Below are 26,853 nucleotides of genomic sequence, written 5' to 3'. Positions count from 1 at the left end.
ACAGAAGGTCCAGTCCGCGGGCAACAACATGGCCAGCACCGACAGCGCCGTCGGCTCCAGCTGGGCCTGACGCCTCGTCGTTCGCAACGGGGCCGCTCACCGACCGGTGCGCGGCCCCGTTTGCGTCTGCTGTTCAATCGATTAAACCCGTTCGGGCGTCATTGGTTTCGCGAGCACAAGCGCGTCGTGATCCCGTGTCAACGGGCCGACGACTCGGCATCCCAGGGGGCTTCCGAGAGCGCGCCAGTCACCGGCTTACATTTGAGAATTCTATGAACTCCGTGACAATCCGGTGTGTGGCTGGTCAGAATTGGAGGGACATGACCGCAATGGCCGGATACCCAGGCTCGCAGCGCCCCCGCCAAGCCATCCTGGGGCAGCTGCCCAGGATCAACCGTGCCGACGGTTCACCGATCAGGGTTTTGCTGGTCGACGACGAGCCGGCGCTGACCAACCTGGTGAAGATGGCGCTGCACTACGAGGGCTGGGTCGTCGACATCGCCCACAACGGGCGCGAGGCCATGGCCAAGTTCGAGAGAATCGGCCCCGACGTTCTCGTCCTCGACATCATGCTTCCCGACGTGGACGGGCTGCGGATCCTCGAGCGGGTGCGCCAATCCGACGTCTACACCCCGACGCTGTTCCTCACCGCGCGCGACTCCGTCATGGACCGGGTGACCGGCCTGACCGCGGGCGCCGACGACTACATGACCAAACCGTTCAGCCTGGAGGAATTGGTCGCCCGGCTGCGCGGGTTGTTGCGCCGTTCCGGCCCGCCGCCCACGCCGACCGCCGAAACCCTCATCGTCGGCGACCTCAGGGTCGACACCGCCAGCCGGGAAGTCACCCGCGGTGACACACCGGTGTCGCTGTCCTCCACCGAGTTCGAGTTGCTGCGCTTCTTCATGCGCAATCCGCGGCGCGCCCTGAGCCGCACCGAGATCCTGGACCGGGTGTGGAACTACGACTTCGCCGGTCGCACTAGCATCGTGGATCTCTATATCTCCTACTTGAGGAAGAAGATCGACGCCGGCCGGGAGCCGATGATTCACACGGTACGCGGTGTGGGGTACATGCTGCGGCCGGCGGAATGACCCAAGACGGGGCCGGCGCATCCGGGGCCTTTCCCCGGTGGTTTCCCTCTTCGCTGCGGCGGCAGTTGCTTTTGGGCGTGCTGGCCGTCGTCAGTGTGGTGCTGGTGACCGTTGGCATCGTTTCGGTGCTCAGCCTGCGCGGCTATGTCGACGCCATGAGCGACGCCGACATCGCCGAGTCCCTCGACGCGTTCAGCCACCAGTACACGAAATACCGCAACGGCGAACACACTTCGACGCATCCGGGCACGCCGCCGATCGGAGAGGCGATGCTGGAATTCACCGGACAGACGCCGGGCAATCTCATCGCGGTGTTGCGCAACGGCGTCGTGATCGGGTCGGCGGTTTTCTCCGAAGGCGAACCGAAGCCCGCGCCGGCCGACGTCATCACCGCGCTGGAAGGGCAGTGGTGGACTGGCGGGCCGCCACGGACCGAAATGCTCGCCAGCCTGGGGTCTTATCGGCTCGACAGCACCGTGGATGGGTCCGACGTGCTCGTGGTCGGGATGTCGCAGAACCTCGCCGACCGGATCATCGCGCGCAAACAGATCACCACCATCGTGCTGATCGCCGGGGCATTGGTGCTTACCGCGGCACTCACCGGATGGGTTGTCGGGTACACGCTTCGTCCGCTGCGCCGGCTCGGGGCAATCGCGGCGAACGTCGCCGCCATGCCGCTCGCCGATGACGACCACCGGATCAGCATCCGGGTGCAACCGCAGGACACCGACCCGCAGAATGAGGTCGGGATCGTCGGCCGCACACTGAACCGGTTGCTGGACAACGTGGATGGCGCGCTGGCGCACCGGGTCGAATCCGACCTGCGGATGCGGCAATTCATCAGCGACGCCAGCCACGAACTGCGGACACCGCTGGCCGCCATTCAGGGCTACGCCGAACTCACCCGTCAGGACAGTTCGACGCTGCCTCCGACCACCGAATACGCGTTGGCCCGCATCGAATCCGAGGCCCGGCGGATGGCGTTGCTCGTCGATGAGTTGCTGCTGCTTTCCCGGCTGGGTGAAGGCCAGGATCTGCAGTCCGAGGACGTCGACCTGGCCGCGGTGGCCAACAATGCGGTGAACGACGCGACCGTGGCCGCGCTGACCCACCAATGGGTCAAAGACCTTCCCGACCAGCCGGTTTGGGTGCGGGGCGACCACGCCCGACTGCATCAATTGGTCAGCAACCTGCTCGGCAACGCCCGCGTGCACACACCTCCCGGGGTCACGGTGACGACCGGAATCACCTGCCACCGTGACGGTCCCGAGCCGCCTTTCGTGGAATTGACCGTCACCGACGACGGGCCCGGCATCGACGAAGACCTTTTGCCCAGGCTGTTCGAGCGGTTTGTCCGAGCGGACAAGTCGAGGTCCGACGGTTCCGGTCACGGACTGGGCCTGCCGATCGTCAGTTCGATCGTCAAGGCCCATCATGGCTCGGTCACCGTCGAATCCACCGAGGGCGAGACGGTTTTCCGGGTACGGCTTCCCCTGATAGCGCCGCAGCCACGGGGCGTCAATAAACCGTAAAGGTGCACGGTAGCCCCGTTAGAAAACCGTCAACCACACGTGCTTCCGGACGCTGCCCCGGTTAATTTCAACCTGATTTTGCCTCCGAGACCGTCGCTTGATGGTGGGGCCACTCGGCGGCGTCCCTTGCGGGTGCGCGTGCTTGGCGCGGAACGGAGATGAGATGGGCGTGGTGGTGTACATCGTGCTGACCGTGGCGGTGTTCGCCGCGCTCGGCGTGGCTCAGAAGCTGGTCGAACGGCTATGAGCTACCAAAATGCGGTCGGCTTGGTGCTTTCCATCCTCATTGCGCTCTATCTCGTTGGCGCCCTGCTGTTCCCGGAGAGGTTCTGAGTGAGCACCACCACGGCCGGGATCATCTTCCTCGTTGTTCTCGTCGCAGCCGTGGCGGTCGTCCACGTGCCTTTCGGGGACTACATGTTTCGCGTGTATGCCGCCGAAAACCATTCGGCTGTCGAGCGGATGATCTATCGGCTGATCGGCGTCGATGCGCGCTCGGAACAAACGTGGGGAGCCTATGCCCGCAGCGTGCTGGCGTTCTCGTCGATCAGCATTGTGTTCCTGTTCGTGTTCCAGCTCGTCCAGGGCAGCTTGCCGCTGCATCTGCATGATCCGGCCACCAAGCTGACGCCCTCACTCGCATGGAACACCGCGGTCAGCTTTGTCACCAACACTAACTGGCAGGCCTACTCCGGCGAATCGACGCAGGGACATCTCGTGCAGATGGCCGGCCTGGCGGTGCAGAACTTCGTGTCCGCCGCCGTCGGGATGGCGGTGGCCGTCGCGCTGGTGCGCGGCTTCACCCGCACCCGCACCGGCGAGCTGGGCAACTTCTGGATCGACCTGGTGCGCGGAACGCTGCGCATCCTGTTGCCCGTCGCTATCGTCAGCGCGATCCTGCTGATCGCCGGTGGGACGATCCAGAACTTCCACCTACACGACCAGGTGGTCACCACGCTCAACGGCGCGCGGCAGACCATCACCGGCGGCCCGGTGGCCAGCCAGGAGGTCATCAAAGAACTCGGCACCAACGGAGGCGGCTTCTACAACGCGAATTCCGCGCACCCGTTCGAGAATCCGACCGGCTGGACCAACTGGCTAGAGATCTTCCTCATTCTGGTGATCGGGTTCTCGCTGCCGCGGACGTTCGGGCGGATGGTGGGAAACACCAAGCAGGGCTATGCGATTGCGGCCGTGATGGCGTCACTGTACACGATCAGCACCACCTTCATGCTGTGGTTTCAGACGCGGCACCACGGCACGGTGCCGACGGCCACCGGCGCGGCGATGGAGGGAGTCGAGCAGCGCTTCGGCGTCACCGACTCGGGGGTGTTCGCCGCCGCGACGACACTCACCTCCACCGGCGCCGCCGACTCCACCCACGATTCGCTGACCAGCCTCGGCGGCATGATCACGATGTTCAACATGCAGCTGGGTGAGGTCGCGCCCGGCGGCACCGGCTCCGGCCTGTACGGCATTCTGGTGCTGGCGGTGATCACCGTGTTCGTCGCCGGGCTGATGGTCGGACGCACCCCCGAATACCTCGGCAAGAAGATCACCCCGCGCGAGATCAAGCTCGCCGCAAGCTATTTCCTCGTCACACCGCTAATCGTGTTGACCGGCACCGCGATCGCGACGGCGCTGCCCGGCGAACGCGCCGGCATGCTCAACAGCGGGCCGCACGGACTCTCGGAGATCCTCTACGCGTTCACCTCGGCGGCCAACAACAACGGGTCGGCGTTCGCCGGGCTGAACGCCAACACCGACTGGTACAACACCGCGCTCGGCCTGGCCATGGCATTCGGCCGATTCCTGCCCATCGTGCTGGTGCTGGCGCTGGCCGGATCCCTGGCCCGCCAAGGCAACACACCGGCCACGGTGGGCACCTTGCCCACCCACCGGCCGCAGTTCGTGGGCATGGTCGCCGGCGTCACGTTGATCGTCGTCGCCCTCACATTCTTGCCCATGCTCGCGCTCGGGCCCCTCGCCGAAGGAATCCACTGATGACCGCGACCGCGATCGATTCCGCCGAGCAGCAGACCCAACCGACCGCGCCCGGCGGCGGCAAACGGGTGCAGGGCGGCCTGCTCGACCCGACGATGCTGTGGCGCTCGACGCCGGACGCGCTGCGAAAACTCAACCCACGCACCCTGTGGCGCAACCCGGTAATGCTCATCGTCGAACTCGGCGCCGCCTGGAGCACCGCCCTGGCGATCATCGACCCGACCTGGTTCGCCTGGCTGGCCGTGATCTGGCTGTGGCTGACCGTGCTGTTCGCCAATCTCGCCGAAGCGGTCGCCGAGGGGCGAGGAAAGGCCCAGGCCGACGCGCTGCGCCGGGCCAAAACGCACACCGTGGCCCGGCGACTCAAGGACTGGGCGCCGGGGGCCACCGCCGTCGAGGAAGCGGTCGCCGCAACGCAATTGCAACAGGGCGACGTCGTCCTGGTCGAGGCGGGCCAGGCGATCCCCGGCGACGGCGACGTGGTGGAAGGCATTGCCTCGGTAGATGAATCGGCCATCACCGGCGAGTCGGCCCCGGTGATCCGCGAATCCGGCGGCGACCGATCGGCGGTCACCGGCGGCACCACCGTGCTGAGCGACCGGATCGTCGTCAAGATCACCCAGAAGCCCGGCGACAGCTTCATCGACCGGATGATCGGACTCGTCGAGGGCGCCAACCGGCAGAAGACCCCCAACGAGATCGCGCTGAACATCCTGCTGGCCGCGTTGACGATCATCTTCGTCTTCGCCGTCGCGACCCTGCAACCGCTGGCGATCTACTCCAAGGTGAACCATCCCGGGGTCCCGGACACCCAGGCGCTGGGCGCCAGCGGTGTCACCGGCATCGTGATGGTGTCGCTGCTGGTGTGCCTGATCCCGACCACCATCGGCGCGCTGCTGTCGGCCATCGGTATCGCCGGCATGGACCGGCTGGTGCAGCGCAACGTGCTCGCCATGTCCGGGCGGGCGGTGGAGGCCGCCGGCGACGTCACCACCCTGCTGCTGGACAAGACGGGCACCATCACGCTGGGCAACCGGCAGGCCGCCGCCTTCATCCCCCTCGAGGGTGTGTCCGCCGAACGGCTGGCCGACGCCGCGCAATTGTCCAGCCTCGCCGACGAAACCCCCGAGGGCCGTTCGGTTGTCGTGTTCGCCAAGCAGCACTTCGGGCTGCGGGCGCGCACCTCGGGCGAGTTGTCGCAGGCCCACTGGGTGGCCTTCTCGGCCACGACGCGGATGTCGGGCGTGGACCTCGATGGGCACCTGCTGCGCAAGGGCGCCGCCAGCTCGGTCGCGGAATGGGTACGCGGCCAAGGGGGCAACGTTCCCCCGCGGCTCGGCGAGATCGTGGACAACGTCTCCGCCGGCGGTGGCACGCCCCTGGTGGTCGGGGAAAGCATCGAGGGGCACGCGAGAGTGCTCGGCGTCATCCACCTCAGAGACGTCGTCAAGCAGGGCATGCGTGAGCGGTTCGACGAGATGCGGCGGATGGGCATCCGGACGGTGATGATCACCGGCGATAACCCGTTGACCGCCAAGGCGATTGCCGATGAAGCCGGTGTCGACGACTTCCTGGCCGAGGCCACACCCGAGGACAAACTCGCGTTGATCAAGCGTGAGCAGGCGGGCGGCAAGCTCGTCGCGATGACCGGCGACGGCACCAACGACGCGCCGGCGTTGGCGCAAGCCGACGTGGGCGTGGCGATGAACACCGGCACGTCGGCCGCCAAAGAGGCCGGCAACATGGTCGATCTCGACTCCGATCCCACCAAGCTCATCGAGATCGTCGAGATCGGCAAGCAACTGCTGATCACCCGGGGAGCGTTGACCACCTTTTCGATCGCCAATGACATCGCGAAGTACTTCGCGATCATCCCGGCGATGTTCGTCGCGCTGTTCCCCGGCCTTGATCTGCTCAACGTGATGCGGCTGCACAGCCCGCAGTCGGCGATCCTGTCCGCGGTCATGTTCAACGCGATCATCATCGTGTTGCTGATCCCGCTTTCGCTGCGCGGTGTGCAATACACGCCGAGCAGTGCGTCAAAACTGTTGAGCCGCAACCTGTATGTCTATGGCCTGGGCGGCATCCTCGCCCCGTTCATCGGCATCAAGGCGATCGACCTGATCGTCCAATTCATCCCGGGGATGTCCTGATATGACGAAATTCGTCCGCCTGCATTGGGCGGCGCTGCGTGCGCTGCTGGTGCTGACCGCGATCACCGGTCTGGCCTATCCCCTGTTCGTCTGGGCGGTCGCGCAGCTTCCGGGATTGCGGGAGAACGCCCTGGGGTCGATTCTCACCGCGGACGGTAAGCCGGTGGGCAGCAGGCTGATCGGCCAGCTGTTCACCGATACCGACGGCAACCCGCTGCCGCAGTACTTCCAAAGCCGGCCCTCGGCGGCCGGCGCCGGCTACGACCCGACCTCGTCGGGTGGCAGTAACCTCGGGCCGGAAAGCATCGTCGACACGCCGGCCGACCCGGCGCAACTGGCGGCGGGCAAGTCCGCGTCGGACGCGGGCTTCAAGCCGAGCCTGCTGACGACGGTGTGTTCGCGCAGCGCTGCGGTCGGCGCATTGGAGGGTGTCGACGGGTCGCGGCCATTCTGCACGGGCGGTGGTGTGGGTGCGGTGTTGTCGGTGATCGGTCCGCGCGACGCGCGCGGAAACGTCGCCCACCCGACTCGGGTGGTCAGCGTCAACGAGCCGTGCGGATCGACGCCGGCGCCGTTCCTCACCCGCTACGAAAGCGTGCGCGTTCACTGCGCGCGGTACGGTGAGGACTACTCGATCGGCCAGACCGTGCCCGTTCGCGGCGCGGCACCGGCGAACCCGGCCGTGCCGGCCGACGCGGTCACCGCCAGCGCCAGCGGCCTCGACCCGAACATCTCACCCGCCTACGCCGACCTCCAGGTGGCGCGGGTCGCCAGGGTCCGCCATGTCAGCCCGGATCGGATTCGGGAAGTGGTCGCGCAGAACCGGAGCGGCCGCGCGCTGGGGTTCTTCGGTGAACCGTGCGTCAACGTGCTGCAGCTCAACCTGCAACTCGACCGCCGGTATCCGGTCACGAGCTAGCTCCGAGGGGGATGATGGTTGACGTGAGCGACGTCAGCCTCCGCGGCCACCAGCCCAGGCGGGGTGAGCTGCGCATCTACCTGGGTGCTGCGCCGGGCGTGGGTAAGACGTATTCGATGCTGGGTGAGGCGCATCGGCGCCTGGAACGTGGCACCGATCTGGTGGCGGGCGTGGTGGAAGCCCACGGGCGTGCGAAAACCGCTGAGCTGCTTAAGGGCATCGAGATCATTCCGCCGCGCTATATCGAATACCGCGGCGGGCGCTTCCCCGAGCTCGACGTGCCCGCGGTGCTGGCGCGGCGGCCGCAGGTCGTCCTCGTCGACGAACTCGCGCACACCAATGCGCCGGGCAGTAAAAACCCCAAGCGGTGGCAAGACGTCGAAGAATTGCTCGACGCCGGGATCACCGTGATCTCCACGGTCAACGTGCAGCACCTGGAAAGCCTCAACGACGTCGTCGCCCAGATCACCGGCATCGAGCAGAAAGAGACCGTCCCGGACCTGATCGTGCGGCAGGCCGCACAGGTCGAGCTCATCGACATCACACCAGAGGCGCTGCGGCGCAGGTTATCTCATGGAAACGTCTACGCTCCCGATCGCATCGATGCGGCGTTGTCCAACTATTTCCGCCGCGGGAACCTCACCGCGCTAAGGGAACTGGCGCTGCTGTGGCTTGCCGACCAGGTCGATACGGCGCTGGCCAAATACCGGGCCGAGAACAAGATCACCGACATGTGGGAGGCCCGCGAGCGCGTCGTCGTGGCGGTCACCGGTGGACCCGAATCCGAGACGTTGGTACGACGCGCGTCGCGGATCGCGTCGAAGTCCACCGCCGAACTCATGGTGGTCCACATCATCCGCGGTGACGGCCTGGCCGGCCTGTCGGAGTCCCGGATGGCCAAGATCCGGGAGCTGGCCACCAGCCTGGACGCGTCGCTGCACACGGTGGTCGGCGACGACGTGCCCACCGCCCTGCTGGACTTCGCCCGCGAGATGAACGCCACGCAGCTCGTGATCGGCACCTCGCGACGGTCCCGCTGGGCGCGCCTGTTCGAGGAGGGCATCGGTCCGAGGATCGTCGAGCTGTCCGGCAAGATCGACGTGCACCTGGTCACGCACGAGGAAGCCAAACGCGGCTTCCGCGCCGCCGCGCCGGCGCCCCGCGAGCGCCAGGTGACGTCGTGGCTGGCGGCCCTCATCGTGCCTTCGATCATCTGCGCGTTCACCGTCGCGGCGCTGGACCCGTACCTGGACACCGGCGGCGAGAGCGCCTTGTTCTTCGTGGGCGTGCTGCTCGTCGGGTTGTTCGGAGGCGTTGCGCCCGCGGCACTTTCGGCAATACTGTCCGGCCTGCTGCTCAATTACTTCCTGATCGCCCCGCGGCACAGCTTCACCATCGCCGAACCCAACAGCGCCATCACCGAATTGGTGCTGCTGCTGATCGCCGTCGCGGTCGCGGTGCTGGTGGATTTCGCGGCCAAACGCACCCGCGAAGCCCGCCGCGCGTCGCAGGAGGCCGAGCTGCTGACCCTGTTCGCGGGGTCGGTGCTGCGCGGCGCCGACCTCGAGACGCTGCTCGAACGGGTGCGAGAGACCTACGCCCAGCGTGCGGTGAGCATGCTGCGGGAGCCGCCCGAGGAAGCGCGCGCCCGAGGGGCGAAGACCGACGTCGTCGCCTGCGTGGGCAGGGATCCTTGCGTCGCCGTCGATTCCGCGGACACCGCGATCGAGGTCGGCGACGACGAGTTCTGGATGCTGCTGGCGGGCCGAAGGCTTTCCGCGCGGGACCGGCGGGTGCTCAGCGCGGTGGCCAGGCAGGCCGCCGGTTTGATCAGGCAGCGGGAGCTCGCCGAGGAAGCCAGCCGGACCGAGGCGGTCGTGCGGGCCGACGAACTGCGGCGTTCGCTGTTGTCCGCGGTCAGCCATGACCTGCGCACGCCGCTGGCGGCGGCCAAGGCCGCGGTGTCCAGCCTGCGCGCCGAAGATGTCGCGTTCTCCGCCGCCGACACCGCGGAGTTGCTGGCGACCATCGAGGAGTCCATTGACCAGCTGACCGCGCTGGTCGGCAACCTGCTCGATTCGTCGCGGCTGGCCGCCGGGGTGATCCACCCGGATCTGAGCCGGGTGTACCTGGAGGAAACCGTGCAACGCGCCCTGGTCAGCATCGGCAAGGGCGCCACCGGTTTTTTCCGGTCCGCCATCGACCGGGTGAAGGTGGATGTGGACGACGCCACGGTGCTGGCCGACGCCGGGCTGCTGGAACGTGTGCTGGCCAACCTGATCGACAATGCGCTGCGCTACGCGCCCAACTGTCTGGTCCGGGTCAACGCCGGGCGGGTGGGCGATCGGGTGCTGATCAACGTCATCGACGAAGGGCCCGGAATACCGCATGGGGCCGACGAACAGATCTTCGAGGCGTTTCAGCGGCTGGGCGATCACGACACCACCACCGGCGTCGGCCTGGGGATGTCGGTCGCGCGGGGCTTTGTCGAAGCGATGGGCGGGACCATTACCGCCACCGACACGCCAGGAGGCGGACTGACCGTGATCGTGGATATGGCTGCGCCGCAACCGATAGGGCTGTCGCTCGGCGGCGGCGATGAGGAGCGGCGCCCATGACCCGCGTATTGGTGATCGACGACGAACCGCAGATCCTGCGGGCCCTGCGCATCAACCTGTCCGTGCGGGGCTATGAGGTGGTCACCGCGTCGAGCGGGGCGGGCGCGCTGCGCGCCGCCGCCGAGCAGAAGCCCGACGTGGTGATCCTCGACCTCGGCCTGCCCGACATCTCCGGCATCGACGTGCTGGCCGGTCTGCGCGGCTGGCTCACCGCACCGGTGATCGTGTTGTCCGCGCGCACCGATTCCTCGGACAAGGTCGAGGCGCTGGACGCCGGCGCCGACGACTATGTCACCAAACCCTTTGGGATGGACGAGTTCTTGGCACGGCTGCGCGCGGCGGTCCGCCGCAACGCCGCGGCCTCCGAACTGGAGCAGCCGGTGATCGAAACCGAATCGTTCACGGTCGACCTGGCGGCCAAGAAGGTCACCAAGAACGGCGGCGAAGTCCACCTCACCCCGACCGAATGGGGGATGCTCGAAGTACTCGTCCGCAATCGCGGCAAGCTGGTCGGCCGCGAGGAGCTGCTCAAGGAGGTCTGGGGTCCGGCCTACGCCACCGAAACGCATTACCTGCGTGTGTATCTCGCGCAGCTGCGCCGCAAGCTCGAAGACGACCCGTCGCATCCCAAACACCTGCTGACCGAGTCCGGGATGGGCTATCGTTTCGAGGCGTGAGTTTGGTGGGGCACGAGTGCACGTCACACCAGCCACGTTGGCCCCCGCGCGGGAGGGCATGCCTTGTGCCCGCCTTTCAGCGACAACTCGGTTGCCACCTTGCGCAGCGCCAGCACGCGCTGATGGATCCGATGTTCGGTGCCGCGCGGCATGTACCCGGGCCCATACCGGCCCCGCCCAAGGCGGCGCACCCGGCCATGTTCGATCTCCCACCGCAGCGCATCCGAGATCGCCTTCGACGGCCTGCCGCGCACCCCAAAGCTGTGCCATTTCAGCGCATCGATCAATTCCGCGATGGTCGCCGGCCCATGCACCGCCAGCTGCATCGCGAGCACGTAACGCAGCTCGATTCCGCGTAGGTCCATCCTCGGACCGTCGCATAGGGGTACGACACACCGAGTTGTCGCTGGAAGGTGGGCAAAAGCGGTGCCCACTTTCCTCGAGACTGGTGAGGCGGATGTGACTTACCGACTTACTCAGCGATCGACAGCACGATGCCGTCCAGGATGTCGTGCTCGCTCACCGTCAATTCCTCGATGCCCGCACGGGCGCGCAGCTCGCGCGCCAGCTCCTCCACCACGATCGCGCCCCCGCCGATCACGTCGGCCCGCCCCGCGTGCATCGGCGGCAGCACCGCGCGCTCGGCGCGCGTCATCGTGATCAGCCGTTCACACACTGCCATCAGGTCCGCGCCGGCAACGCGCGAAAGATGAATGGCCGCAGAGTCATACGCCGGCAGATTGTGCGCCAGCGCGGACAACGTGGTCATCGTTCCGGCCAATCCGACCCAGGTCCGCGCGTCCTCGACGGGCACCACGCCCAGCGCCACCTCGAGCCGCTCGCGCACCACCTGCCGGGCCGCGGCAACCTCCGCGGGCGTCGGCGGATCCGAACGCAGGCACCGCTCGGTCAGCCGGACACAGCCGATGTCGGCCGAGTAGCTGGACACAACCGCATCACCGCCCACCACGATCTCCGTGGAGCCCCCACCCAGGTCGACGACGACGAAAGGCCCGGCCGCACTGTCTAATTCACCAACCGCCCCGCGGAACGACAGCGCGGCTTCTTCGGCGCCGCTGATCACCTCGGCCACCGCACCGGGCAGCACCGCCCCCAGTACGTCGGCCGTCATCGCGAAGAAGTCATCACGGTTGGCGACATCGCGGGCGGCCGACGTGGCCACCATCCGCACCCGCTCGACCCCGTGCTCTTTCAGCAGCGCGGTGTAGTCCGCCAGCGCGGCCCTGGTGCGGGCTATCGCCTCCGGCGCGAACTCACCCGTCGCGTCGACGCCCTGCCCCAGCCGCACGATCCGCGTCTCCCGATGCACGTCGTGCAGCCGCCCTCCCCCGTCGAGGTCGGCGATCAGCAATCGAATTGAGTTGGTACCGCAGTCGATTCCCGCGAGCCTGCCGTTCACCATTGGCCCTCCACCAAAACGCCCGCCATCGCGGGCTCGCCGGCCAGGATCGCCAGCGCCTCGTCGCCGAACGGATTCACGTTCGGCCCCTTGGCCAGTGAATGGGCGATCAGCACGTGCAGGCACTTGACCCGGTCGGGCATCCCCCCGCCGGTGAACGTGGTGCCCAGCGATTCGATCGCGTCACGCTCGGCCAAATACGACTCGTGCGCGCGCCGGTACGTGGCCGCCAGCTCCGCGTCCTGTCCCAGGCGCTCGGTCATCTCGCGCATCAATCCCGTCGTCTCGAGCCTGCTCGCGGCCGCCGTCAGCGTCGGATGCGTCAGGTAGTACAGCGTCGGAAATGGCGTGCCGTCAGGCAATTTCGGCGCCGACTTCACGACGCCGGGTTCACCGTTAGGACACCGGTAGGCGATTTCGAGTACCCCGCGCGGCTCACGCCCGAGCTGGCGGGCCACCGCCTCCAGGTCGGCACGATCAACCACCGGGACCCGTGGGATTCGGTGCGGGCGGACCCGGCTCGGCCGGCGGCGGGACTTCGGGGGGCGGCGGGTTGGCCGGCGGCAGGTGCGGCGCGTCGGCGATGGTGTGCCACAGCGACGTGTACCACGGATCGTTGTTCACCGGTTTCGCCGACGGGGATCCCGGCTGGGTGGGCTCGGCCGCCGACGGTGGCAGCTGAACCTGGAACGGGATATCCCCCGGCTTCACGAAGCCGAGCCGCTCACGGGCCTGCGCCGCAATGTAGGCCGGGTCACCGAGTTTGGTCTTTCGCTGCTCCAAGTCCGCGATCTGACGGCGCAGCGCGGCCTCGCTGGCGGCCAGCTGATTCATCTCGGTGCGCTGGGCGAAATAGGTGCGCACCGGTCCGGCGATGGTCAGCGTCAGCACGCAGATCACCGCGGCCAGCACCGCCGCGCGCCGCGCGGTGAAACCAAGCCGTTGCTCGGAGCGCAGCTCGACCGATTCGGCGGCCTGCCGGGTGATCGGTTCGACGACGTGCTCTTGCTGGGTGGAGTTGCGGCCGGTGTGGTTCGCCGTGGGCGATGTCCTCGCAGACGGCTTCGAGGACGGCTTGGCCGAGCGACGGCGCCGAACCGGATCGCCGGCCTTCCCCGGGCGCGAGGCCGGGGAACGCCGCTTCGGATCCGGCTTGCCGGGCAAGCTATTTGGCCTCCGGCGGCGTATACCGCGGGAACGCGAGATCGCCGGCGTAGCGGGCGGCGTCGCCGAGCGCCTCCTCGATCCGCAGCAGCTGGTTGTACTTGGCGACGCGCTCGCCGCGGGCGGGGGCGCCGGTCTTGATTTGCCCACTGCCGACGGCCACCGCCAGGTCGGCGATCGTGGTGTCTTCGGTCTCGCCGCTGCGGTGGCTCATCATCGTGCGGTAGCCGCTGTGGTGGGCGAGCGCGACGGCGTCCAGCGTCTCGGTCAGCGTGCCAATCTGATTCACCTTGACCAGCAACGCGTTTGCCACACCCTTGTCGATACCCTCTTCCAGGCGCTCGGGATTGGTGACGAAGATGTCGTCGCCGACAATCTGCACCCGGTCGCCGATCGCCGCGGTCAGGGTGACCCAGCCGTCCCAATCGTCTTCCGACAGTGGATCTTCGATGGACACCAGCGGATAGGAGCCGAGCAGCCCGGCGTAGAACTCCGCCATCTGGTCCGCGGTGCGGGTGCTGCCCTCGAATGTGTAGCCCGTCCCGTCGGTGAAGAACTCGGTGGCCGCCGCGTCGAGAGCCAGCGCCACGTCGGCGCCGAGCTTGAAACCGACCGATTCGATGGCCCGGCTGATCAGGTCCAGGGCCGCGGTGGTGCCCGCCACGTCGGGAGCGAAGCCACCCTCGTCGCCCAGACCCGTGCTCAAGCCCTCTTTCTTGAGCACCGACTTCAGCGAGTGATACACCTCGGCGCCCCAGCGCAGCGCCTCGGCGAAGCTGGGCGCGCCGATCGGCGCCACCATGAACTCCTGGATGTCGACGGCGGTGTCGGCGTGCGCGCCACCGTTGAGGATGTTCATCATCGGCACCGGCAGGATGTGGGCGTTCGGGCCACCGAGGTAGCGGAACAGCGGCAACGCGGCGGAATCGGCGGCCGCCTTGGCCACGGCCAGCGACACGCCCAGGATCGCATTGCCGCCCAGCCTCGACTTGTCGGGTGTGCCGTCCAGATCCAGCAGCGCCTGGTCGACCAGCCGCTGATCGTCGGCGTTGAGGCCGATCACCGCCGGACCGATCTCGTCCAGCACGGCCTGCACCGCCTTCTGCACACCCTTTCCGCCGTAACGCTCGCCACCGTCGCGCAACTCGACGGCCTCGTGCTCGCCCGTCGACGCGCCCGACGGCACCGCCGCGCGCGCAAACGTCCCGTCGATCAGGGCAATCTCGACCTCGACTGTCGGGTTACCGCGGGAATCGAGGATCTCGCGGGCCCCGACCTGCTCGATAATCGGCACTGGGGTTCTCCTTGCTCGCGTAAGGCCTGGGTCAGCGATACATCCTGCTACAACGGGTGACCTTTCGCGTAAGCGGTCGCCCAATCCCGCACCGCCCGCGCGTAGACACCGGAATTGTTGTAGGCCCGCAGCGCGGTGATCCAGCCCCGCGGCGTCGCGAGATCCTTTCCACGCCAACACAGATAGCCCGCCGCGGCAAGCGCGGCATCGTCGATGTTGTCCGGGCTGACGCGGCCGTCATTGTGAGCGTCGACACCGTAGAGCCGCCACGTCTCCGGGATGAACTGCATCGGTCCCATGGCGCGCGTCACGCCGTCGCCGTCGGTGAGGTCTTCGTCGCTGTCGACGATGCGCAGCGTCCCGCCGCTGCCGTCCAGTCGGACACCGCGAATCGGGGGGCTGACATCGCCGTTGGGGGCCAGCCTCGCGCCGCGGTAGGTGCCGTGGTGGCTCTCGACCTGTCCGATGCCCGCCAGCGTGGTCCAGGCGATGTGGCACTTCGGGTTCTCGACTTCGGCGACCCGGGCCGCGTACGCATAGGCCTCGAGCGCGATCACCGGGATCTCCAATCCCGCCGACCGTTGCTCGGCCCAGGCGCGCAACTGTTCGGCGGGCCGACCGCTGGCATGCGTATCCACCGGCGGCACCGGGTCGCCCGCCGGCGGTGGCACACCGTCGGGAATGAACAGGCTGAGCTGCCACGTGCAGCTGGAGGCCAGAACGATCGCGGTCGCGCCGATCACGGCGGCCGCGCGCATCCAACGCCTCGGCGACACCATGCTTTCCTGAGCTCCCCTAAACTCGCCTGCATTAACTTCCGCCACACCATCGTGGCATGCGTCGGTGGACTGCACGGTTGCGTCGGGCCTCGGCGCACCGACGTTCTGCCGGTTTCAGCTAATCACCGATTAGCTGACGGTCGCCTTGGCTAGCGCGGTCAGACCACCGCCGACCACGGAGATTCGCAACCTCGTCGGCGATAGTACCGAGCGGCCGACGACAAATCCGGCAAACACAGCGGCGCTCGCTCCCACCGATGCGGGGTGGCGGTAAATAATCCGCGGCATCGCTGCAATCAAGGCGGCGTCGCCCGCTCAGGCCTCGTCGGCCTCGGTGTCGGCGGTGACCTCCTCGGCGGCCGGCTCGGCCTCCGAGTCACCCATCGGCCAGTGCTCCCGCCACTCCTGTTCGGAGACTTCGCCGAGCGGGGAAACGTCGAACTCCTCCGGGACGCCGCCCCCGCGGCGCGCCGTGGCGATCGCCCGCTCCGCGCCCCGAACGGTGTCGACAAACTCCAGAACCGCTGTGCGCAGGGCGCTTTCGGCATCGACATCGGCCGACGCGCAGATCGAGGTGATCGCGTCGGGGATCAGGTCGGCGGGCAGGCCGGCTTTGTCGGCGCGCTGAATCACCTTCTGGGCGAGCGCCAATGCGGGCTGGCCCGTGTGCACGTCGTCCATCGCCGATTTGCGCGGCTTTTCGGCGGCCTTACGCTCCTCCCACTGGGCCAACTGCTCTTCGAGCGAAATGGATTGCCCGGCAAGAACCCCCGGTACCCGGTTGCCGAGTTTGCGCATCAGGGCGGCGGCGACGTCGTCGATGGTGAAAGCGGACTGCGGCGCGTCCTCGGCGATGCGCGCGTGGAAGAGGACTTGCAGCAGCACATCGCCGAGTTCGTCGCGCAGCTGGTCGGCGTTGCCGCTGCCCACGGCGTCGAGCAGCTCGTAGGTCTCCTCCAGCAAAAACCTGCGCAGCGAGTCGTGGGTTTGCTCACTTTCCCACGGCCCGGCGGTGCGCAATTTGTCCATCATCGCCACCGCGTCGACCAGCCGTTCGCCGCGCGGCGTCTCGGGCGCCGAGATCAGCCGGGCCCCGGCCGCCAACCGGGCGGTCACGGCCGGGTGGTCGGGGTCGGACGACAGCAGCACCGGCGCGTCCTCACCGGAGTGCACCGGCCGCGCCGCCGACAGCGACCAGGGCACCGCGACGGGCATCTCCTCGGTGTACTGCACCTCGCCGGCGAGATGCTCGATTGCTTCGATGGGCACCAGCGACGGGCGGCGGGGGTCGAACAAGACCACGATCAAGCGCCGCTCCTCCTCGTCCTTTGTGTCGCTGCGCGCCATATCGTCGCCGGCGCGGATCATGCTTGTCGCTCCTCACCGGACACCGCTGCAGCTGAACTCGTTATACCAAGGTCTACCTGCGGCTGCCCCTGCAGTGCGGTCACCAGGTTGGCCACCATCTGCACCAACTCGACATCGCGGAGCCGCGGCGCGCCCACGCCGCCGGCGCGTGGGATGGGAACCTGCACGGTGGAGGTCGTGGCCCGGTAGCTCGCCGCCGGATACATCCGTTTGAGCCGCACCTGGGCCGAATCCGGCAGCGTCATCGGCGAGAGCCGCACGGTGGCCGCCGACGGCGCCGACACCTCGATGATGCCCGCACCGCGGCACAGCAGCCGCAGCCGCGCCACCGCCACCAGCCGCAGGGCCGGCTCGGGCAGCGCCCCGTAGCGGTCGACGAGTTCCTCGACCACCGCGTCGATCTCGCCGTCGGAGGCCGCGGCGGCCAGCCGGCGGTACGCCTCCAGCCGCAGCCGGTCGCTGGCGATGTAGTCCGGCGGCAGGTGCGCATCGACCGGCAGGTCGATCCGCACGTCCTTGGGTTCCTCGGCGGTGGTGACGGTGTGGCCGTCGGCGGCCGCCCGGTAGGCCTCGACGGCCTCACCCACCAACCGGACGTACAGGTCGAAGCCGACGCCGGCGACGTGCCCGGACTGCTCGACGCCGAGCACATTGCCGGCGCCGCGAATTTCGAGGTCCTTCATCGCGACCGCCATGCCCGCGCCCAGCTCGTTGTTCTGCGCGATGGTGGCCAGCCGGTCGTAGGCCGTCTCGGTCAGCGGCGAGTGCGGCGGATACAGGAAGTAGGCGTAGCCGCGCTCCCGGCTGCGGCCGACCCGGCCGCGCAGCTGGTGCAGCTGCGACAGGCCGAAGGTGTCGGCGCGCTCGACGATCAGCGTGTTGGCGTTGGAGATGTCCAGCCCGGTCTCCACGATCGTGGTGCACACCAGGATGTCGTATTCGCGATTCCAGAACCCCTGCACCGTGCGTTCCAGCCGTTCCTCGGGCATCTGCCCGTGCGCAACGACCACCCGCGCCTCGGGGACCAGATCCCGGATCCGGGCCGCCGTCCGGTCGATCGAGCTCACCCGGTTGTGCACGTAAAAGACCTGGCCGTCGCGCAGCAACTCGCGCCGCAAGGCGGCCGCGACCTGCTTGTCGTCGTGCGGGCCGACGTAGGTCAGCACCGGATAGCGTTCCTCGGGCGGCGTCAGGATCGTCGACATCTCGCGGATCCCGGCCAGGCTCATCTCCAGCGTGCGCGGGATGGGGGTGGCGCTCATGGTCAGCACGTCGACGTGGGTGCGCAGCGACTTGATGTGCTCCTTGTGCTCGACGCCGAACCGCTGCTCCTCGTCCACCACGACCAGGCCGAGGTCCTTCCAGCGCACCCCGGTCTGCAACAGGCGGTGCGTGCCGATCACGACATCCACCGATCCGTCAGCCAGGCCCTCGATCACGGCGCGAGATTCGGTGGAATCGGTGAACCGGGACAGGCCCTTGACGGTCACCGGGAACCCCGTCATCCGGTCGGTGAAGGTCTGCAGATGCTGGTCGGCCAGCAGCGTGGTGGGCACCAGCACGGCCACCTGCTTGCCGTCCTGGACCGCCTTGAACGCCGCCCGCACCGCGATCTCGGTCTTGCCGTAGCCGACGTCCCCGCAGATCACCCGGTCCATCGGGATCGGCTTTTCCATATCCCCCTTGACCTCGGTGATCGCGGTCAGCTGGTCGACCGTCTCGGTGTACCCGAATGCGTCTTCCATCTCGGCCTGCCAGGGGGTGTCCGGCCCGAACGCGTGCCCGGGGCTGGCCTGCCGCTTGGCGTACAGCGACACCAGCTCGCCGGCGATCTCGCGTACCGCGCGGCGCGCCTTGGTCTTGGTGTTGGTCCAGTCGCTGCCGCCGAGCTTGCTCAGCGCGGGCGCCTGCCCGCCGACATACCGCGACAGCTGGTCCAGCGAATCCATTGGCACATAAAGCTTGTCGGACCCACCGCCCCTTTTGCTCGACGCGTATTCGAGCACCAGGTATTCGCGCCGGGCGCCGCCGACCGTGCGCTCGACCATCTCCACGAACCGGCCGATGCCGTGCTGATCGTGGACCACCAGATCACCGGCGGTGAGCGCCAACGGGTCAACGGTGTTGCGCCGCTTGGCCGCCAGCCGCTTGCCCTCCACTGCGGCGACCCGGCTGCCGGTCAGATCGGTCTCGGTGATCACGACGAGGTGTGGGCCGGGATGACCCGTAATTATCAAGCCGTCGTGCAGCGGCCCCTTGAGCACCCCGACCACCCCGAGCTTGGGTGCGGCGCCGGAATCGAGCATGGCGGCGGGGGTGTCGCATTCGGCCAGCCGTTCCACCACGCGATGCGCGGTCCCGGCGCCGGGCGCGACGACGACGGCGTAGCCGCCGGTCGTGACGTGCGCGCGCAGCATCGCGAAAATGCCGTCGATGTCGTGCTGATGCCCGCGCGCCGACGGCGCCGCCCGGACCTCCAGCTCCACGGCCGACTCGTCGGACAGCTGGCTCAACGTCCACCACGGGTGCCCGCCCTGGGCGGCCGCGGCCCGCACCTCGTCCAGCTCGGCGAATCCCGAGCCGCCGAATTGCGCGACGTCGACGGGAGCGTCGGTGCCCATGGCCGCCGCCGACCAGGAGGCTTCGAGGAATTCACTGCCGGTCTTGATCAGGTCGGCGGCGCGGGTGCGGATCTTCTCCGGGTCGCAGAGCAGGATCGGGGTGCGTTGCGCCAGTTGGTCGGTCAGCAGCACGTGTTCGCCGGGCCGTAGCACCGGCAGCAGCGCCTCCATGCCGTCGACCGCGATGCCCTCGGCAAGCTTGGCCAGCATGTCGGTGACGCTGCCGGTGATGGCGGGCTCGGTCGTGGTGTGACGCGCCGACAGCTCGGCGGCCCGCTGCCGCACCTCTTCGGTCAGCAGCAGCTCGCGGCAGGCCACCGCGATCAGGGTGTCGACCTCGATCTCGGGAATCGAACGCTGATCGGCGACGGAGAACATCCGCATCTCGCTGACCTCGTCGCCCCAGAACTCGATGCGCACCGGGTGCTCGGCCGTCGGCGGGAAGACGTCGAGAATCCCACCGCGCACGGCGAACTCGCCGCGCCGGCCGACCATGTCGACCCGGGTGTAGGCCAGCTCGACCAGCCGGGCGATCACGCCCTCGAATTCGACTTCCGCGCCGACGCTCAACGTGACCGGCTCGACTTGGCCCAGCTCCGGCGTCATCGGCTGCAGCAGCGAGCGGGCCGCGGTCACCACCACCTGCAGGGGCGGACCCAGGCGCGCGTCGTCGGGGTGGGCCAGCCGGCGCAGCACCGTCAGCCGCGCGCCGACGGTGTCGACGCCGGGCGAGAGCCGCTCGTGCGGCAGCGTCTCCCAGGACGGGAAGACGGCCACGGCGTCGCCGAAGACGCCGCGCAGTTCAGCGGTCAGGTCGTCGGCTTCGCGCCCGGTCGCGGTGACTACCAGCAAAGGGCCCAACCGCGCGAGCGCACTGGCGACGAACAGCCGTGCGCTGGCTGGACCCACCAGGTTCAATTCGGCCGGCGACGCGGCCGCGCTGTCGATCAGCTGCTGGAAGGTCGGCGCGGTGAGCGCCAGTTCAACGAGCCCCGCGATCGGGGTTTCTGGGCGAGCAGCCCCCGGTGCGGTCATGATGAATTCCATTCTAGGGGGGCCGCCGGACACGCCGAACCGCGTCAATATTGAGGTCGGCATCGTCAAGGGATCGTCAAGAAAACACCACCCGATTACCCGCGGGCGCAGGTTGGATTCATGACATTGCTGGACATTCTGCCGTCTCTCGGTCACGCGGCTCCCCCGCGGTTCGACCCCGCGATCTGGCCTATCACCGCCCACCCCGACGAGGAGGGCAGGCTGTGCGTCGGCGGTGTCGCGCTGGCCGATATCGCCGACGAGTTCAGCACCCCGGCCTACGTCATCGACGAAACCGACTTCCGGCATCGCGCGCGACGCTATCGCCGGGCGCTGCGCGGGGTCGAGGTCGTCTACGCCGGTAAGTCGCTACTGAGCACGGCGGTCGCCCGTTGGGCCCGCGAAGAGGGGCTCGGCATCGACGTGTGCTCGGTCGGTGAGCTGGCCACGGCCCTGGCCGGTGGCGTCGACCCGGCGCGCATCGTCATGCACGGGAACGCCAAATCGCCCGAGGAGCTGCGTGAGGCCGTGCGCATCGGGGTGGGGCGCATCGTGCTGGATTCCTGCATGGAGATCGCCTACCTCGCCGGCCTGGCACGTCGCCGCCAGCCGGTGCTCATCCGCGTGACCCCCGACATCGACATCCATGGGCACCGCGCCGTCACGACCGGTGTCAGCGACCAGAAGTTCGGGTTCACCCTCGCCGGCGACCACGCCGCCGACGCGGCGCAGCGCGTCCTGGCGCACCCCATCCTCGAGCTCGTGGGCCTGCACTGCCACATCGGCTCGCAGGTCAGCGACCCCACGCTGTACGGCGAGGCGATTCGCCGGATGATCGCCGCGATGGCCGATATCCGGGCCCGGCACGGCGTCATCCTCACCGAGCTGAATATCGGTGGCGGACATGCGATCCCGTATGTCCCCGGCGATCGGGAGCTGGATCTCGACGCGCTGGCCGAGGTGATCGAGAACGCCGTCGACGAGGCCTGCGCCGCCGAGCGTTTCCCGCGCCCGCAGATCGTGGTGGAGCCGGGCCGGGCCATCAGCGGCCGCGCCGGCGTGACCCTGTATCGGGTGTGCTCGGTGAAGACGCAATTCGGTGGTCGGACCTTCGTCGCCGTCGACGGCGGGATGAGTGACAACCCGCGGGTGTCGTTGTACGGCGCGCAATACGCCGTCGCGCTGGCCAACCGGCATCCACTGGGCCTCAAGCAGCGCGTCACCGTGGCCGGCCGGCACTGCGAGGCCGGCGACGAGATCGCCCGCGATATCGAGCTGCCGGCGGATCTGCGTCCCGGCGACCTGCTGGCCGTGGCCTGCACCGGCGCCTACCACCACAGCATGGCGTCCAACTACAACATGGTCGGGCGCCCCTCGCTGGTGGCCGTCAAGGACGGCCGGGCCCGCGAACTGGTTCGCCGCGAGACCGTTGCGGACCTGCTGGCCCGCGACTGCGGTTAGCTCGTCGCGGGCGGGTCGCCGAGCGTAACGCCACGGCGAAAATTGCCGTCGATTTTCGCCGTACGGTTACGCTCGCGAAGCTGTTTATTCGTCCTGCAGCCGGGGGTCGGCTTCCAAGCCGATCAGCCCGTTCCACATCAGGTTGACCAGGTGCGCGGCGACCACTTCTTTCTTGGGCTCGCGGGTATCGAGCCACCACTGCGCCGTCATCGACACCGAGCCCACCAGCGCCTGGGCGTACAGCGGCGCCAGCCCGGGATCGAGGCCGCGGCGGGAGAAGTCACCGGCCAAAATGGAGCTGACCTGGTTGACGGCGTCGTTGAGCAGGCTGGAGTAAGTGCCCGAGCTGATCGCGGCCGGCGAGTCGCGGATCATGATCCGGAAGCCGTCGGTGCGCTCTTCGACATAGGTGAGCAGGGCCAAAGCCACCCGCTCGACCCGCACCCGGGACCGGTTGTTGGTCAGCGACGAGGTGATGCCGTCGAGCAACGCCGACATCTCCCGGTCGACGACCACGGCGTACAGGCCCTCCTTGCCGCCGAAGTGCTCGTAGACGACCGGCTTGGACACGTTGGCACGCAGCGCGATCTCCTCGATCGACGTGCCTTCGTACCCGCGTTCGGCGAACAGCGAACGCGCGATGCCGATGAGTTGCTGCCGGCGCTCGGTGCCGGTCATCCGCGCACGCGGCGCCCGCACCTCTTTGTCGGGTTCCTTTTGCGTTTGGGGGTCCAGCACGGCCACGTCGACCAGCGTATCGGGCGGCGGGCGGTTCAGCGGCCGACAAGCGGCCCGCATCGTCGTCCGATAGGCGGAAATGTGTCGCACTCCTCCTCGGGCCGCAAGCGGCCCGCATCGTCGTCCGACTAAAGTCTTCTTGGCGATCCGTCGTGGTGTAATCGGCAGCACCTCTGATTTTGGTTCAGATAGTTCAGGTTCGAGTCCTGGCGACGGAGCACTGCAGGACCACCGCCGGACTTCGCGAGTGTGGGGCCTTTGCACGAATTCGAGGCAGGTTCCACCCCTAGGGCCCACGGCCGACGAGTTGATCATTTTTTGCCTTCACCGCAGATGAGATGACACGCTTGACGGCGTGCCGGTGCTTCCGCGCGCAGCCCGCGCGGGGCACACCCGAAAAGGAGGGTTGATGTCGTCTCCTGGTGATACCGCGGTCGTGGTGCTAGCGGCCGGGCCCGGCACCCGGATGCGGTCGGACACCCCGAAGGTGCTGCACACCATCGGCGGTCGCAGCATGCTGTCCCATCTCCTGCACGCGATCGCCAAGGTGGCGCCGCAGCACCTCACCGTCGTGTTGGGCCACGATCACGAGCGCATCGCCCCGCTGGTCGCCGACTGGGCCGATGCCCTCGGCCGCCCCATCGAGGTGGCGCTGCAGGACCGGCCGCGCGGCACCGGCGACGCCGTCCTGTGCGGCCTGTCCGCACTGCCCGACGATTACGCCGGGGTGGTCGTCGTCACCTCGGGCGACACCCCGTTGCTGGACGCCGACACCCTGGCCGACCTGATCGCCACCCACAGCGCGGCGGGGTCGGGTCAGGGGGCCGCCGCCACGGTGCTGACCACGACGGTGAGCGACCCCAGCGGCTACGGCCGCATCCTGCGCACCCAGGACAACGAGGTCACGGCGATCGTCGAGCACGCCGACGCCACCCCCTCCCAGCGCGAGATCCGGGAGGTCAACGCCGGCGTCTACGCCTTCGACACCGCGGCGTTGCGCTCGGCGCTGAACCGGTTGGGCTCCAACAACGCCCAACAGGAGCTGTATCTGACCGACGTCATCGCAATCCTGCGCGGGGACGGTCTGGCCATCCATGCCCGTCACGTCGACGACAGCGCGCTGGTGGCCGGTGTCAACAACCGGGTCCAGCTGGCACAGCTGGGCGCCGAACTCAACCGCCGCGTCGTCGCCGCCCACCAGATGGCGGGTGTCACCGTCGTCGACCCCGCCACCACCTGGATCGACGTCGACGTCACGATCGGTCGCGACACCGTCATCCACCCGGGCACCCAGCTGCTCGGTCGCACCCAGGTCGGCGAGCATTGCGTCGTCGGCCCGGACACCACGCTGACCGACGTCAGCGTCGGCGGCGGGGCATCGGTGGTGCGCACCCACGGCACCTCGTCGTCCATCGGCGCCGGCGCCACCGTCGGACCGTTCACCTACCTGCGGCCGGGCACGGTCTTAGGGGACGACGGCAAGCTGGGCGCGTTCGTCGAGACCAAGAACTCCACGATCGGCACCGGCTCCAAAGTGCCGCACCTGACCTACGTCGGCGATGCCGATATCGGCGAACACAGCAACATCGGCGCGTCCAGCGTGTTCGTCAACTACGACGGCGAGTCCAAACGGCGGACCACGATCGGTTCGCACGTCCGCACCGGATCGGACACCATGTTCGTGGCCCCGGTAACGGTCGGCGACGGCGCCTACACCGGCGCGGGCACGGTGGTGCGCAACGACGTCCCGCCCGGAACGCTGGCGGTCTCCGCAGGTCCGCAACGCAACATCGAGGGCTGGGTACACCGCAAGCGGCCCGGCAGTGCGGCCGCGCAGGCGGCCGAGGCCGCCAAGAAGGCCGCCGAGAAGGCCCCCGCCGCGGAAGCCGACCAGACACCGTGACGGTGGTAGCTGGCAACCCGGCCGCATTTCCGTACCATTCGCTTCGTACGATGGGCACTTCCATTTGGATCCGAACGGCAAGGGCAGCACGGTGAGCCACGACTGGACCGATAACCGCAAAAATTTGATGCTCTTCTCCGGTCGGGCGCACCCGGAGCTGGCCGAGCAGGTGGCCAAAGAGCTTGACGTCCACGTCACCGCGCAGACGGCGCGCGAGTTCGCCAACGGCGAGATCTTCGTGCGCTTCCACGAATCGGTGCGCGGCTGCGACGCGTTCGTCCTGCAGTCGGCCCCGGCGCCGGTCAACCGCTGGCTGATGGAACAACTGATCATGATCGACGCGCTCAAGCGGGGCAGCGCCAAGCGGATCACCGCCGTCATGCCGTTCTACCCCTACGCCCGCCAGGACAAGAAGCACCGGGGCCGCGAACCGATCTCGGCACGCCTGGTCGCCGACCTGCTCAAGACCGCCGGCGCCGACCGGATCGTGACCGTCGACCTGCACACCGATCAGATCCAGGGCTTCTTCGACGGGCCCGTCGATCACATGCGCGGGCAGAACCTGCTGACCGGGTACATCCGGGACAACTACCCCGACGGCAACATGGTGGTCGTCTCCCCGGACTCCGGCCGGGTGCGCATCGCCGAGAAATGGGCCGACGCGCTGGGCGGCGTCCCGCTGGCCTTCATCCACAAGACCCGCGACCCGCGGGTGCCCAACCAGGTGGTGTCCAACCGCGTCGTCGGTGAGGTCGAGGGCCGCACCTGCGTGCTGATCGACGACATGATCGACACCGGCGGCACCATCGCCGGCGCGGTGAATCTGTTGCGCGAGGACGGCGCCGCCGACGTGATCATCGCCGCGACCCACGGTGTGCTGTCCGACCCGGCCGCCGAGCGCCTCGCCGGCTGCGGGGCGCGTGAGGTGATCGTGACGAACACCCTGCCGATCGGCGAGGAGAAGCGTTTCCCGCAGCTGACGGTCCTGTCCATCGCGCCGCTGCTGGCCAGCACCATCCGCGCCGTATTCGAAAATGGCTCGGTCACTGGACTATTCGACGGGGACGCCTAAATGGTTCGTGACGCTTCCATCTACCACAACCCCAAGTGCAGTACATCCCGCAAGACACTGGACTTGTTGCGCGACAGCGGCTTTGAACCCACCGTCATCGAATACCTGAAAAACCCGCCGTCGCGTGCCGAACTGGTGAAGATGATCCGCGACGCCGGTATCGACGTGCGTACCGCGGTGCGCAAGCGTGAATCGCTGTACGAGGAGCTCAATCTCGCCGACGCGACCGACGAGCAGTTACTCGACGCCATGGCCGAACATCCCATCCTCATCGAACGACCCTTTGTCGTCACACCGAAGGGCACCCGGCTGGCCCGTCCGATCGACGCGGTCCGCGAGATTCTGTGAATCCGTTCGGCAGCTGCGCGGCGGCCGCCGCGATAGTTGCACTGGCGGTGTCGGCTGTCGGGTGCGCCCCGAAAGCTCCTGACTATCAATCGATCTTGTCGAAGACGCCCACGACCTCGACAACGACCCCGACGGGGAAGCCAGTCCCCCTGTCGCAGTACCTGCAAAACATCGGGGTCACCGGGCAACCGGTGGCGCCGGGATCCGTGCCCGATCTGACGGTCTCGATCCCGACGCCGCAGGGCTGGGCGCCGTTCACCAGTCCCAACATCACCCCCCAAACCCTGATCATCTCCAAGGGCGGCAAGTTTCCGACGGCGAGGCTGGTGGTGTTCCAGCTGCACGGAGATTTCGATCCGGCGCAAGTCATCAAGCACGGCAACGACGATGCGCAACTGTTCGAGGACTTCAAGAAGCTGGACGCCTCGGGCGCGCCCTACAACGGCTTCCCGTCGTCGATGATCCAGGGCAGCTACAACCTCGACGGGATGCGGTTGCACAGCTGGAACCGCATCGTGATCCCCACCGGCCCACCGCCGGAACACCGGCGCTATCTGGTGCAGCTGACCATCACCAGCCTGGCCAACCAGGCCGCCGCGGAGTCGACAGACATCGACGCGATCATCCGTGGATTCGTCGTCGCCGCCAAGTAA

Annotated in this window: 23 protein-coding genes, 1 tRNA gene and 1 pseudogene; 16 read left to right on the top strand and 9 right to left on the bottom strand. The window is 68.0% G+C overall.

Translation table 11 applies throughout. The features are described from left to right. The 10 genes and pseudogenes from A5775_RS25285 to A5775_RS03950 form a co-directional block, all read left to right on the top strand. Window positions 1-70 (top strand): annotated as a pseudogene (locus tag A5775_RS25285) (type VII secretion protein EsxI); the annotation flags it as partial. A gap of 250 nt (window positions 71-320) precedes the next feature. Beyond that, on the top strand, window positions 321-1,094 hold the full coding sequence (locus A5775_RS03990) for a response regulator transcription factor (protein ID WP_067247876.1): 774 nt from the start codon (window positions 321-323) through the stop codon (window positions 1,092-1,094). Beyond that, window positions 1,091-2,626 (top strand): cell wall metabolism sensor histidine kinase WalK, encoded by a 1,536-nt coding sequence (locus tag A5775_RS03985; protein ID WP_067247873.1) that lies wholly within the window; start codon window positions 1,091-1,093, stop codon window positions 2,624-2,626. The genes A5775_RS03990 and A5775_RS03985 overlap by 4 nt, the downstream gene beginning before the upstream one ends. A gap of 163 nt (window positions 2,627-2,789) precedes the next feature. After that, on the top strand, window positions 2,790-2,873 hold the full coding sequence (locus tag A5775_RS03980; protein WP_067247870.1) for a potassium ABC transporter ATPase: 84 nt from the start codon (window positions 2,790-2,792) through the stop codon (window positions 2,871-2,873). After that, the gene (locus A5775_RS26190) at window positions 2,870-2,959 is read left to right on the top strand and encodes a potassium-transporting ATPase subunit F (protein ID WP_067247867.1); all 90 of its coding nucleotides are present in this window, start codon (window positions 2,870-2,872) and stop codon (window positions 2,957-2,959) included. Before A5775_RS03980 ends, A5775_RS26190 begins: the two co-directional genes overlap by 4 nt. Beyond that, a complete protein-coding gene (gene kdpA / locus A5775_RS03970) occupies window positions 2,960-4,630 on the top strand; it encodes a potassium-transporting ATPase subunit KdpA (RefSeq protein ID WP_067247863.1) in 1,671 nt (556 codons plus the stop codon). Beyond that, complete coding sequence (kdpB, locus tag A5775_RS03965; RefSeq protein ID WP_067247860.1) at window positions 4,630-6,783, top strand: potassium-transporting ATPase subunit KdpB; 2,154 nt, start codon at window positions 4,630-4,632, stop codon at window positions 6,781-6,783. Before kdpA ends, kdpB begins: the two co-directional genes overlap by 1 nt. A gap of 1 nt (window position 6,784) precedes the next feature. After that, window positions 6,785-7,702 (top strand): potassium-transporting ATPase subunit C, encoded by a 918-nt coding sequence (locus A5775_RS03960; RefSeq protein ID WP_067247857.1) that lies wholly within the window; start codon window positions 6,785-6,787, stop codon window positions 7,700-7,702. 11 nt (window positions 7,703-7,713) lie between these two features. Next, window positions 7,714-10,320: a sensor histidine kinase KdpD gene (locus tag A5775_RS03955; protein WP_067247852.1), complete on the top strand. Its 2,607-nt coding sequence runs from the start codon at window positions 7,714-7,716 to the stop codon at window positions 10,318-10,320. Further along, window positions 10,317-10,997 (top strand): response regulator, encoded by a 681-nt coding sequence (locus A5775_RS03950; protein WP_067247845.1) that lies wholly within the window; start codon window positions 10,317-10,319, stop codon window positions 10,995-10,997. Before A5775_RS03955 ends, A5775_RS03950 begins: the two co-directional genes overlap by 4 nt. 23 nt (window positions 10,998-11,020) lie before the next feature. On the opposite strand, the gene A5775_RS03945 is transcribed toward A5775_RS03950, so the two are convergent. From A5775_RS03945 to mfd, 8 genes are all read right to left on the bottom strand, one after another. Next, complete coding sequence (locus A5775_RS03945) at window positions 11,021-11,362, bottom strand: hypothetical protein (RefSeq protein ID WP_156660559.1); 342 nt, start codon at window positions 11,360-11,362, stop codon at window positions 11,021-11,023. Between the two features lie 107 nt (window positions 11,363-11,469). Continuing rightward, the gene (locus A5775_RS03940) at window positions 11,470-12,420 is read right to left on the bottom strand and encodes a Ppx/GppA phosphatase family protein (protein ID WP_067247842.1); all 951 of its coding nucleotides are present in this window, start codon (window positions 12,418-12,420) and stop codon (window positions 11,470-11,472) included. Further along, a complete protein-coding gene (locus A5775_RS03935; RefSeq protein WP_067247839.1) occupies window positions 12,414-12,902 on the bottom strand; it encodes a DUF501 domain-containing protein in 489 nt (162 codons plus the stop codon). The genes A5775_RS03940 and A5775_RS03935 overlap by 7 nt, the downstream gene beginning before the upstream one ends. Then, the gene (locus tag A5775_RS03930) at window positions 12,895-13,581 is read right to left on the bottom strand and encodes a septum formation initiator family protein (protein WP_067247836.1); all 687 of its coding nucleotides are present in this window, start codon (window positions 13,579-13,581) and stop codon (window positions 12,895-12,897) included. Before A5775_RS03930 ends, A5775_RS03935 begins: the two co-directional genes overlap by 8 nt. A 1-nt stretch (window position 13,582) precedes the next feature. Next, on the bottom strand, window positions 13,583-14,875 hold the full coding sequence (gene eno / locus A5775_RS03925) for a phosphopyruvate hydratase (protein ID WP_067247832.1): 1,293 nt from the start codon (window positions 14,873-14,875) through the stop codon (window positions 13,583-13,585). Window positions 14,876-14,922: 47 nt separating this feature from the next. After that, window positions 14,923-15,651 carry a lytic transglycosylase domain-containing protein gene (locus tag A5775_RS03920; protein ID WP_156660561.1) on the bottom strand — a complete coding sequence of 243 codons (729 nt, stop codon included), beginning with the start codon at window positions 15,649-15,651 and terminating at the stop codon, window positions 14,923-14,925. 318 nt (window positions 15,652-15,969) lie between these two features. Beyond that, the gene (locus tag A5775_RS03915) at window positions 15,970-16,962 is read right to left on the bottom strand and encodes a nucleoside triphosphate pyrophosphohydrolase (protein ID WP_067247898.1); all 993 of its coding nucleotides are present in this window, start codon (window positions 16,960-16,962) and stop codon (window positions 15,970-15,972) included. A gap of 56 nt (window positions 16,963-17,018) precedes the next feature. Then, window positions 17,019-20,678: a transcription-repair coupling factor gene (mfd, locus tag A5775_RS03910; protein WP_197512340.1), complete on the bottom strand. Its 3,660-nt coding sequence runs from the start codon at window positions 20,676-20,678 to the stop codon at window positions 17,019-17,021. Window positions 20,679-20,798: 120 nt separating this feature from the next. Here mfd and lysA point away from each other — a divergent pair, with 120 nt between their 5' ends. Continuing rightward, entirely contained in the window at window positions 20,799-22,139 is a 1,341-nt protein-coding gene (gene lysA / locus A5775_RS03905; protein WP_067247820.1) for a diaminopimelate decarboxylase, read from the top strand. 84 nt (window positions 22,140-22,223) lie between these two features. Here lysA and A5775_RS03900 read toward each other — a convergent pair whose 3' ends face one another. Beyond that, window positions 22,224-22,817 carry a TetR/AcrR family transcriptional regulator gene (locus A5775_RS03900; RefSeq protein ID WP_008254212.1) on the bottom strand — a complete coding sequence of 198 codons (594 nt, stop codon included), beginning with the start codon at window positions 22,815-22,817 and terminating at the stop codon, window positions 22,224-22,226. 206 nt (window positions 22,818-23,023) lie between these two features. Between A5775_RS03900 and A5775_RS03895 the strand changes: the two genes are divergently transcribed. The 5 genes from A5775_RS03895 (at window position 23,024) to A5775_RS03875 (ending at window position 26,853) form a co-directional block, all read left to right on the top strand. Beyond that, window positions 23,024-23,095: transfer RNA gene (locus A5775_RS03895), tRNA-Gln, on the top strand. Window positions 23,096-23,286: 191 nt separating this feature from the next. Continuing rightward, entirely contained in the window at window positions 23,287-24,780 is a 1,494-nt protein-coding gene (gene glmU / locus A5775_RS03890; RefSeq protein ID WP_067247816.1) for a bifunctional UDP-N-acetylglucosamine diphosphorylase/glucosamine-1-phosphate N-acetyltransferase GlmU, read from the top strand. Between the two features lie 91 nt (window positions 24,781-24,871). Continuing rightward, complete coding sequence (locus A5775_RS03885; RefSeq protein WP_067247895.1) at window positions 24,872-25,852, top strand: ribose-phosphate diphosphokinase; 981 nt, start codon at window positions 24,872-24,874, stop codon at window positions 25,850-25,852. Continuing rightward, entirely contained in the window at window positions 25,853-26,200 is a 348-nt protein-coding gene (gene arsC / locus A5775_RS03880; protein WP_067247812.1) for an arsenate reductase (glutaredoxin), read from the top strand. Continuing rightward, window positions 26,197-26,853, top strand: coding sequence for an LpqN/LpqT family lipoprotein (locus A5775_RS03875; protein WP_067247809.1), 657 nt, complete (start codon window positions 26,197-26,199; stop codon window positions 26,851-26,853). Before arsC ends, A5775_RS03875 begins: the two co-directional genes overlap by 4 nt.

The organism is Mycobacterium sp. 852002-10029_SCH5224772, from assembly GCF_001667315.1.
GTDB lineage: Bacteria > Actinomycetota > Actinomycetes > Mycobacteriales > Mycobacteriaceae > Mycobacterium.
This window is presented reverse-complemented; position numbering and strand designations above follow the sequence as displayed.

What these genes read in the sequence shown, in the direction of transcription:
- A5775_RS03980 (WP_067247870.1), top strand. Translation starts at nt 2,790, where the DNA reads ATGGGCGTGGTGGTGTACATCGTGCTGACCGTGGCGGTGTTCGCCGCG.
- A5775_RS03990 (WP_067247876.1), top strand. Translation starts at nt 321, where the DNA reads ATGACCGCAATGGCCGGATACCCAGGCTCGCAGCGCCCCCGCCAAGCC.
- kdpB (WP_067247860.1), top strand. Translation starts at nt 4,630, where the DNA reads ATGACCGCGACCGCGATCGATTCCGCCGAGCAGCAGACCCAACCGACC.
- A5775_RS03985 (WP_067247873.1), top strand. Translation starts at nt 1,091, where the DNA reads ATGACCCAAGACGGGGCCGGCGCATCCGGGGCCTTTCCCCGGTGGTTT.
- A5775_RS03960 (WP_067247857.1), top strand. Translation starts at nt 6,785, where the DNA reads ATGACGAAATTCGTCCGCCTGCATTGGGCGGCGCTGCGTGCGCTGCTG.
- A5775_RS03940 (WP_067247842.1), bottom strand. Translation starts at nt 12,420, where the DNA reads ATGGTGAACGGCAGGCTCGCGGGAATCGACTGCGGTACCAACTCAATT.
- arsC (WP_067247812.1), top strand. Translation starts at nt 25,853, where the DNA reads ATGGTTCGTGACGCTTCCATCTACCACAACCCCAAGTGCAGTACATCC.
- A5775_RS03955 (WP_067247852.1), top strand. Translation starts at nt 7,714, where the DNA reads ATGATGGTTGACGTGAGCGACGTCAGCCTCCGCGGCCACCAGCCCAGG.
- A5775_RS26190 (WP_067247867.1), top strand. Translation starts at nt 2,870, where the DNA reads ATGAGCTACCAAAATGCGGTCGGCTTGGTGCTTTCCATCCTCATTGCG.
- lysA (WP_067247820.1), top strand. Translation starts at nt 20,799, where the DNA reads ATGACATTGCTGGACATTCTGCCGTCTCTCGGTCACGCGGCTCCCCCG.
- mfd (WP_197512340.1), bottom strand. Translation starts at nt 20,678, where the DNA reads ATGACCGCACCGGGGGCTGCTCGCCCAGAAACCCCGATCGCGGGGCTC.
- glmU (WP_067247816.1), top strand. Translation starts at nt 23,287, where the DNA reads ATGTCGTCTCCTGGTGATACCGCGGTCGTGGTGCTAGCGGCCGGGCCC.
- A5775_RS03950 (WP_067247845.1), top strand. Translation starts at nt 10,317, where the DNA reads ATGACCCGCGTATTGGTGATCGACGACGAACCGCAGATCCTGCGGGCC.
- A5775_RS03945 (WP_156660559.1), bottom strand. Translation starts at nt 11,362, where the DNA reads ATGGACCTACGCGGAATCGAGCTGCGTTACGTGCTCGCGATGCAGCTG.
- A5775_RS03900 (WP_008254212.1), bottom strand. Translation starts at nt 22,817, where the DNA reads ATGACCGGCACCGAGCGCCGGCAGCAACTCATCGGCATCGCGCGTTCG.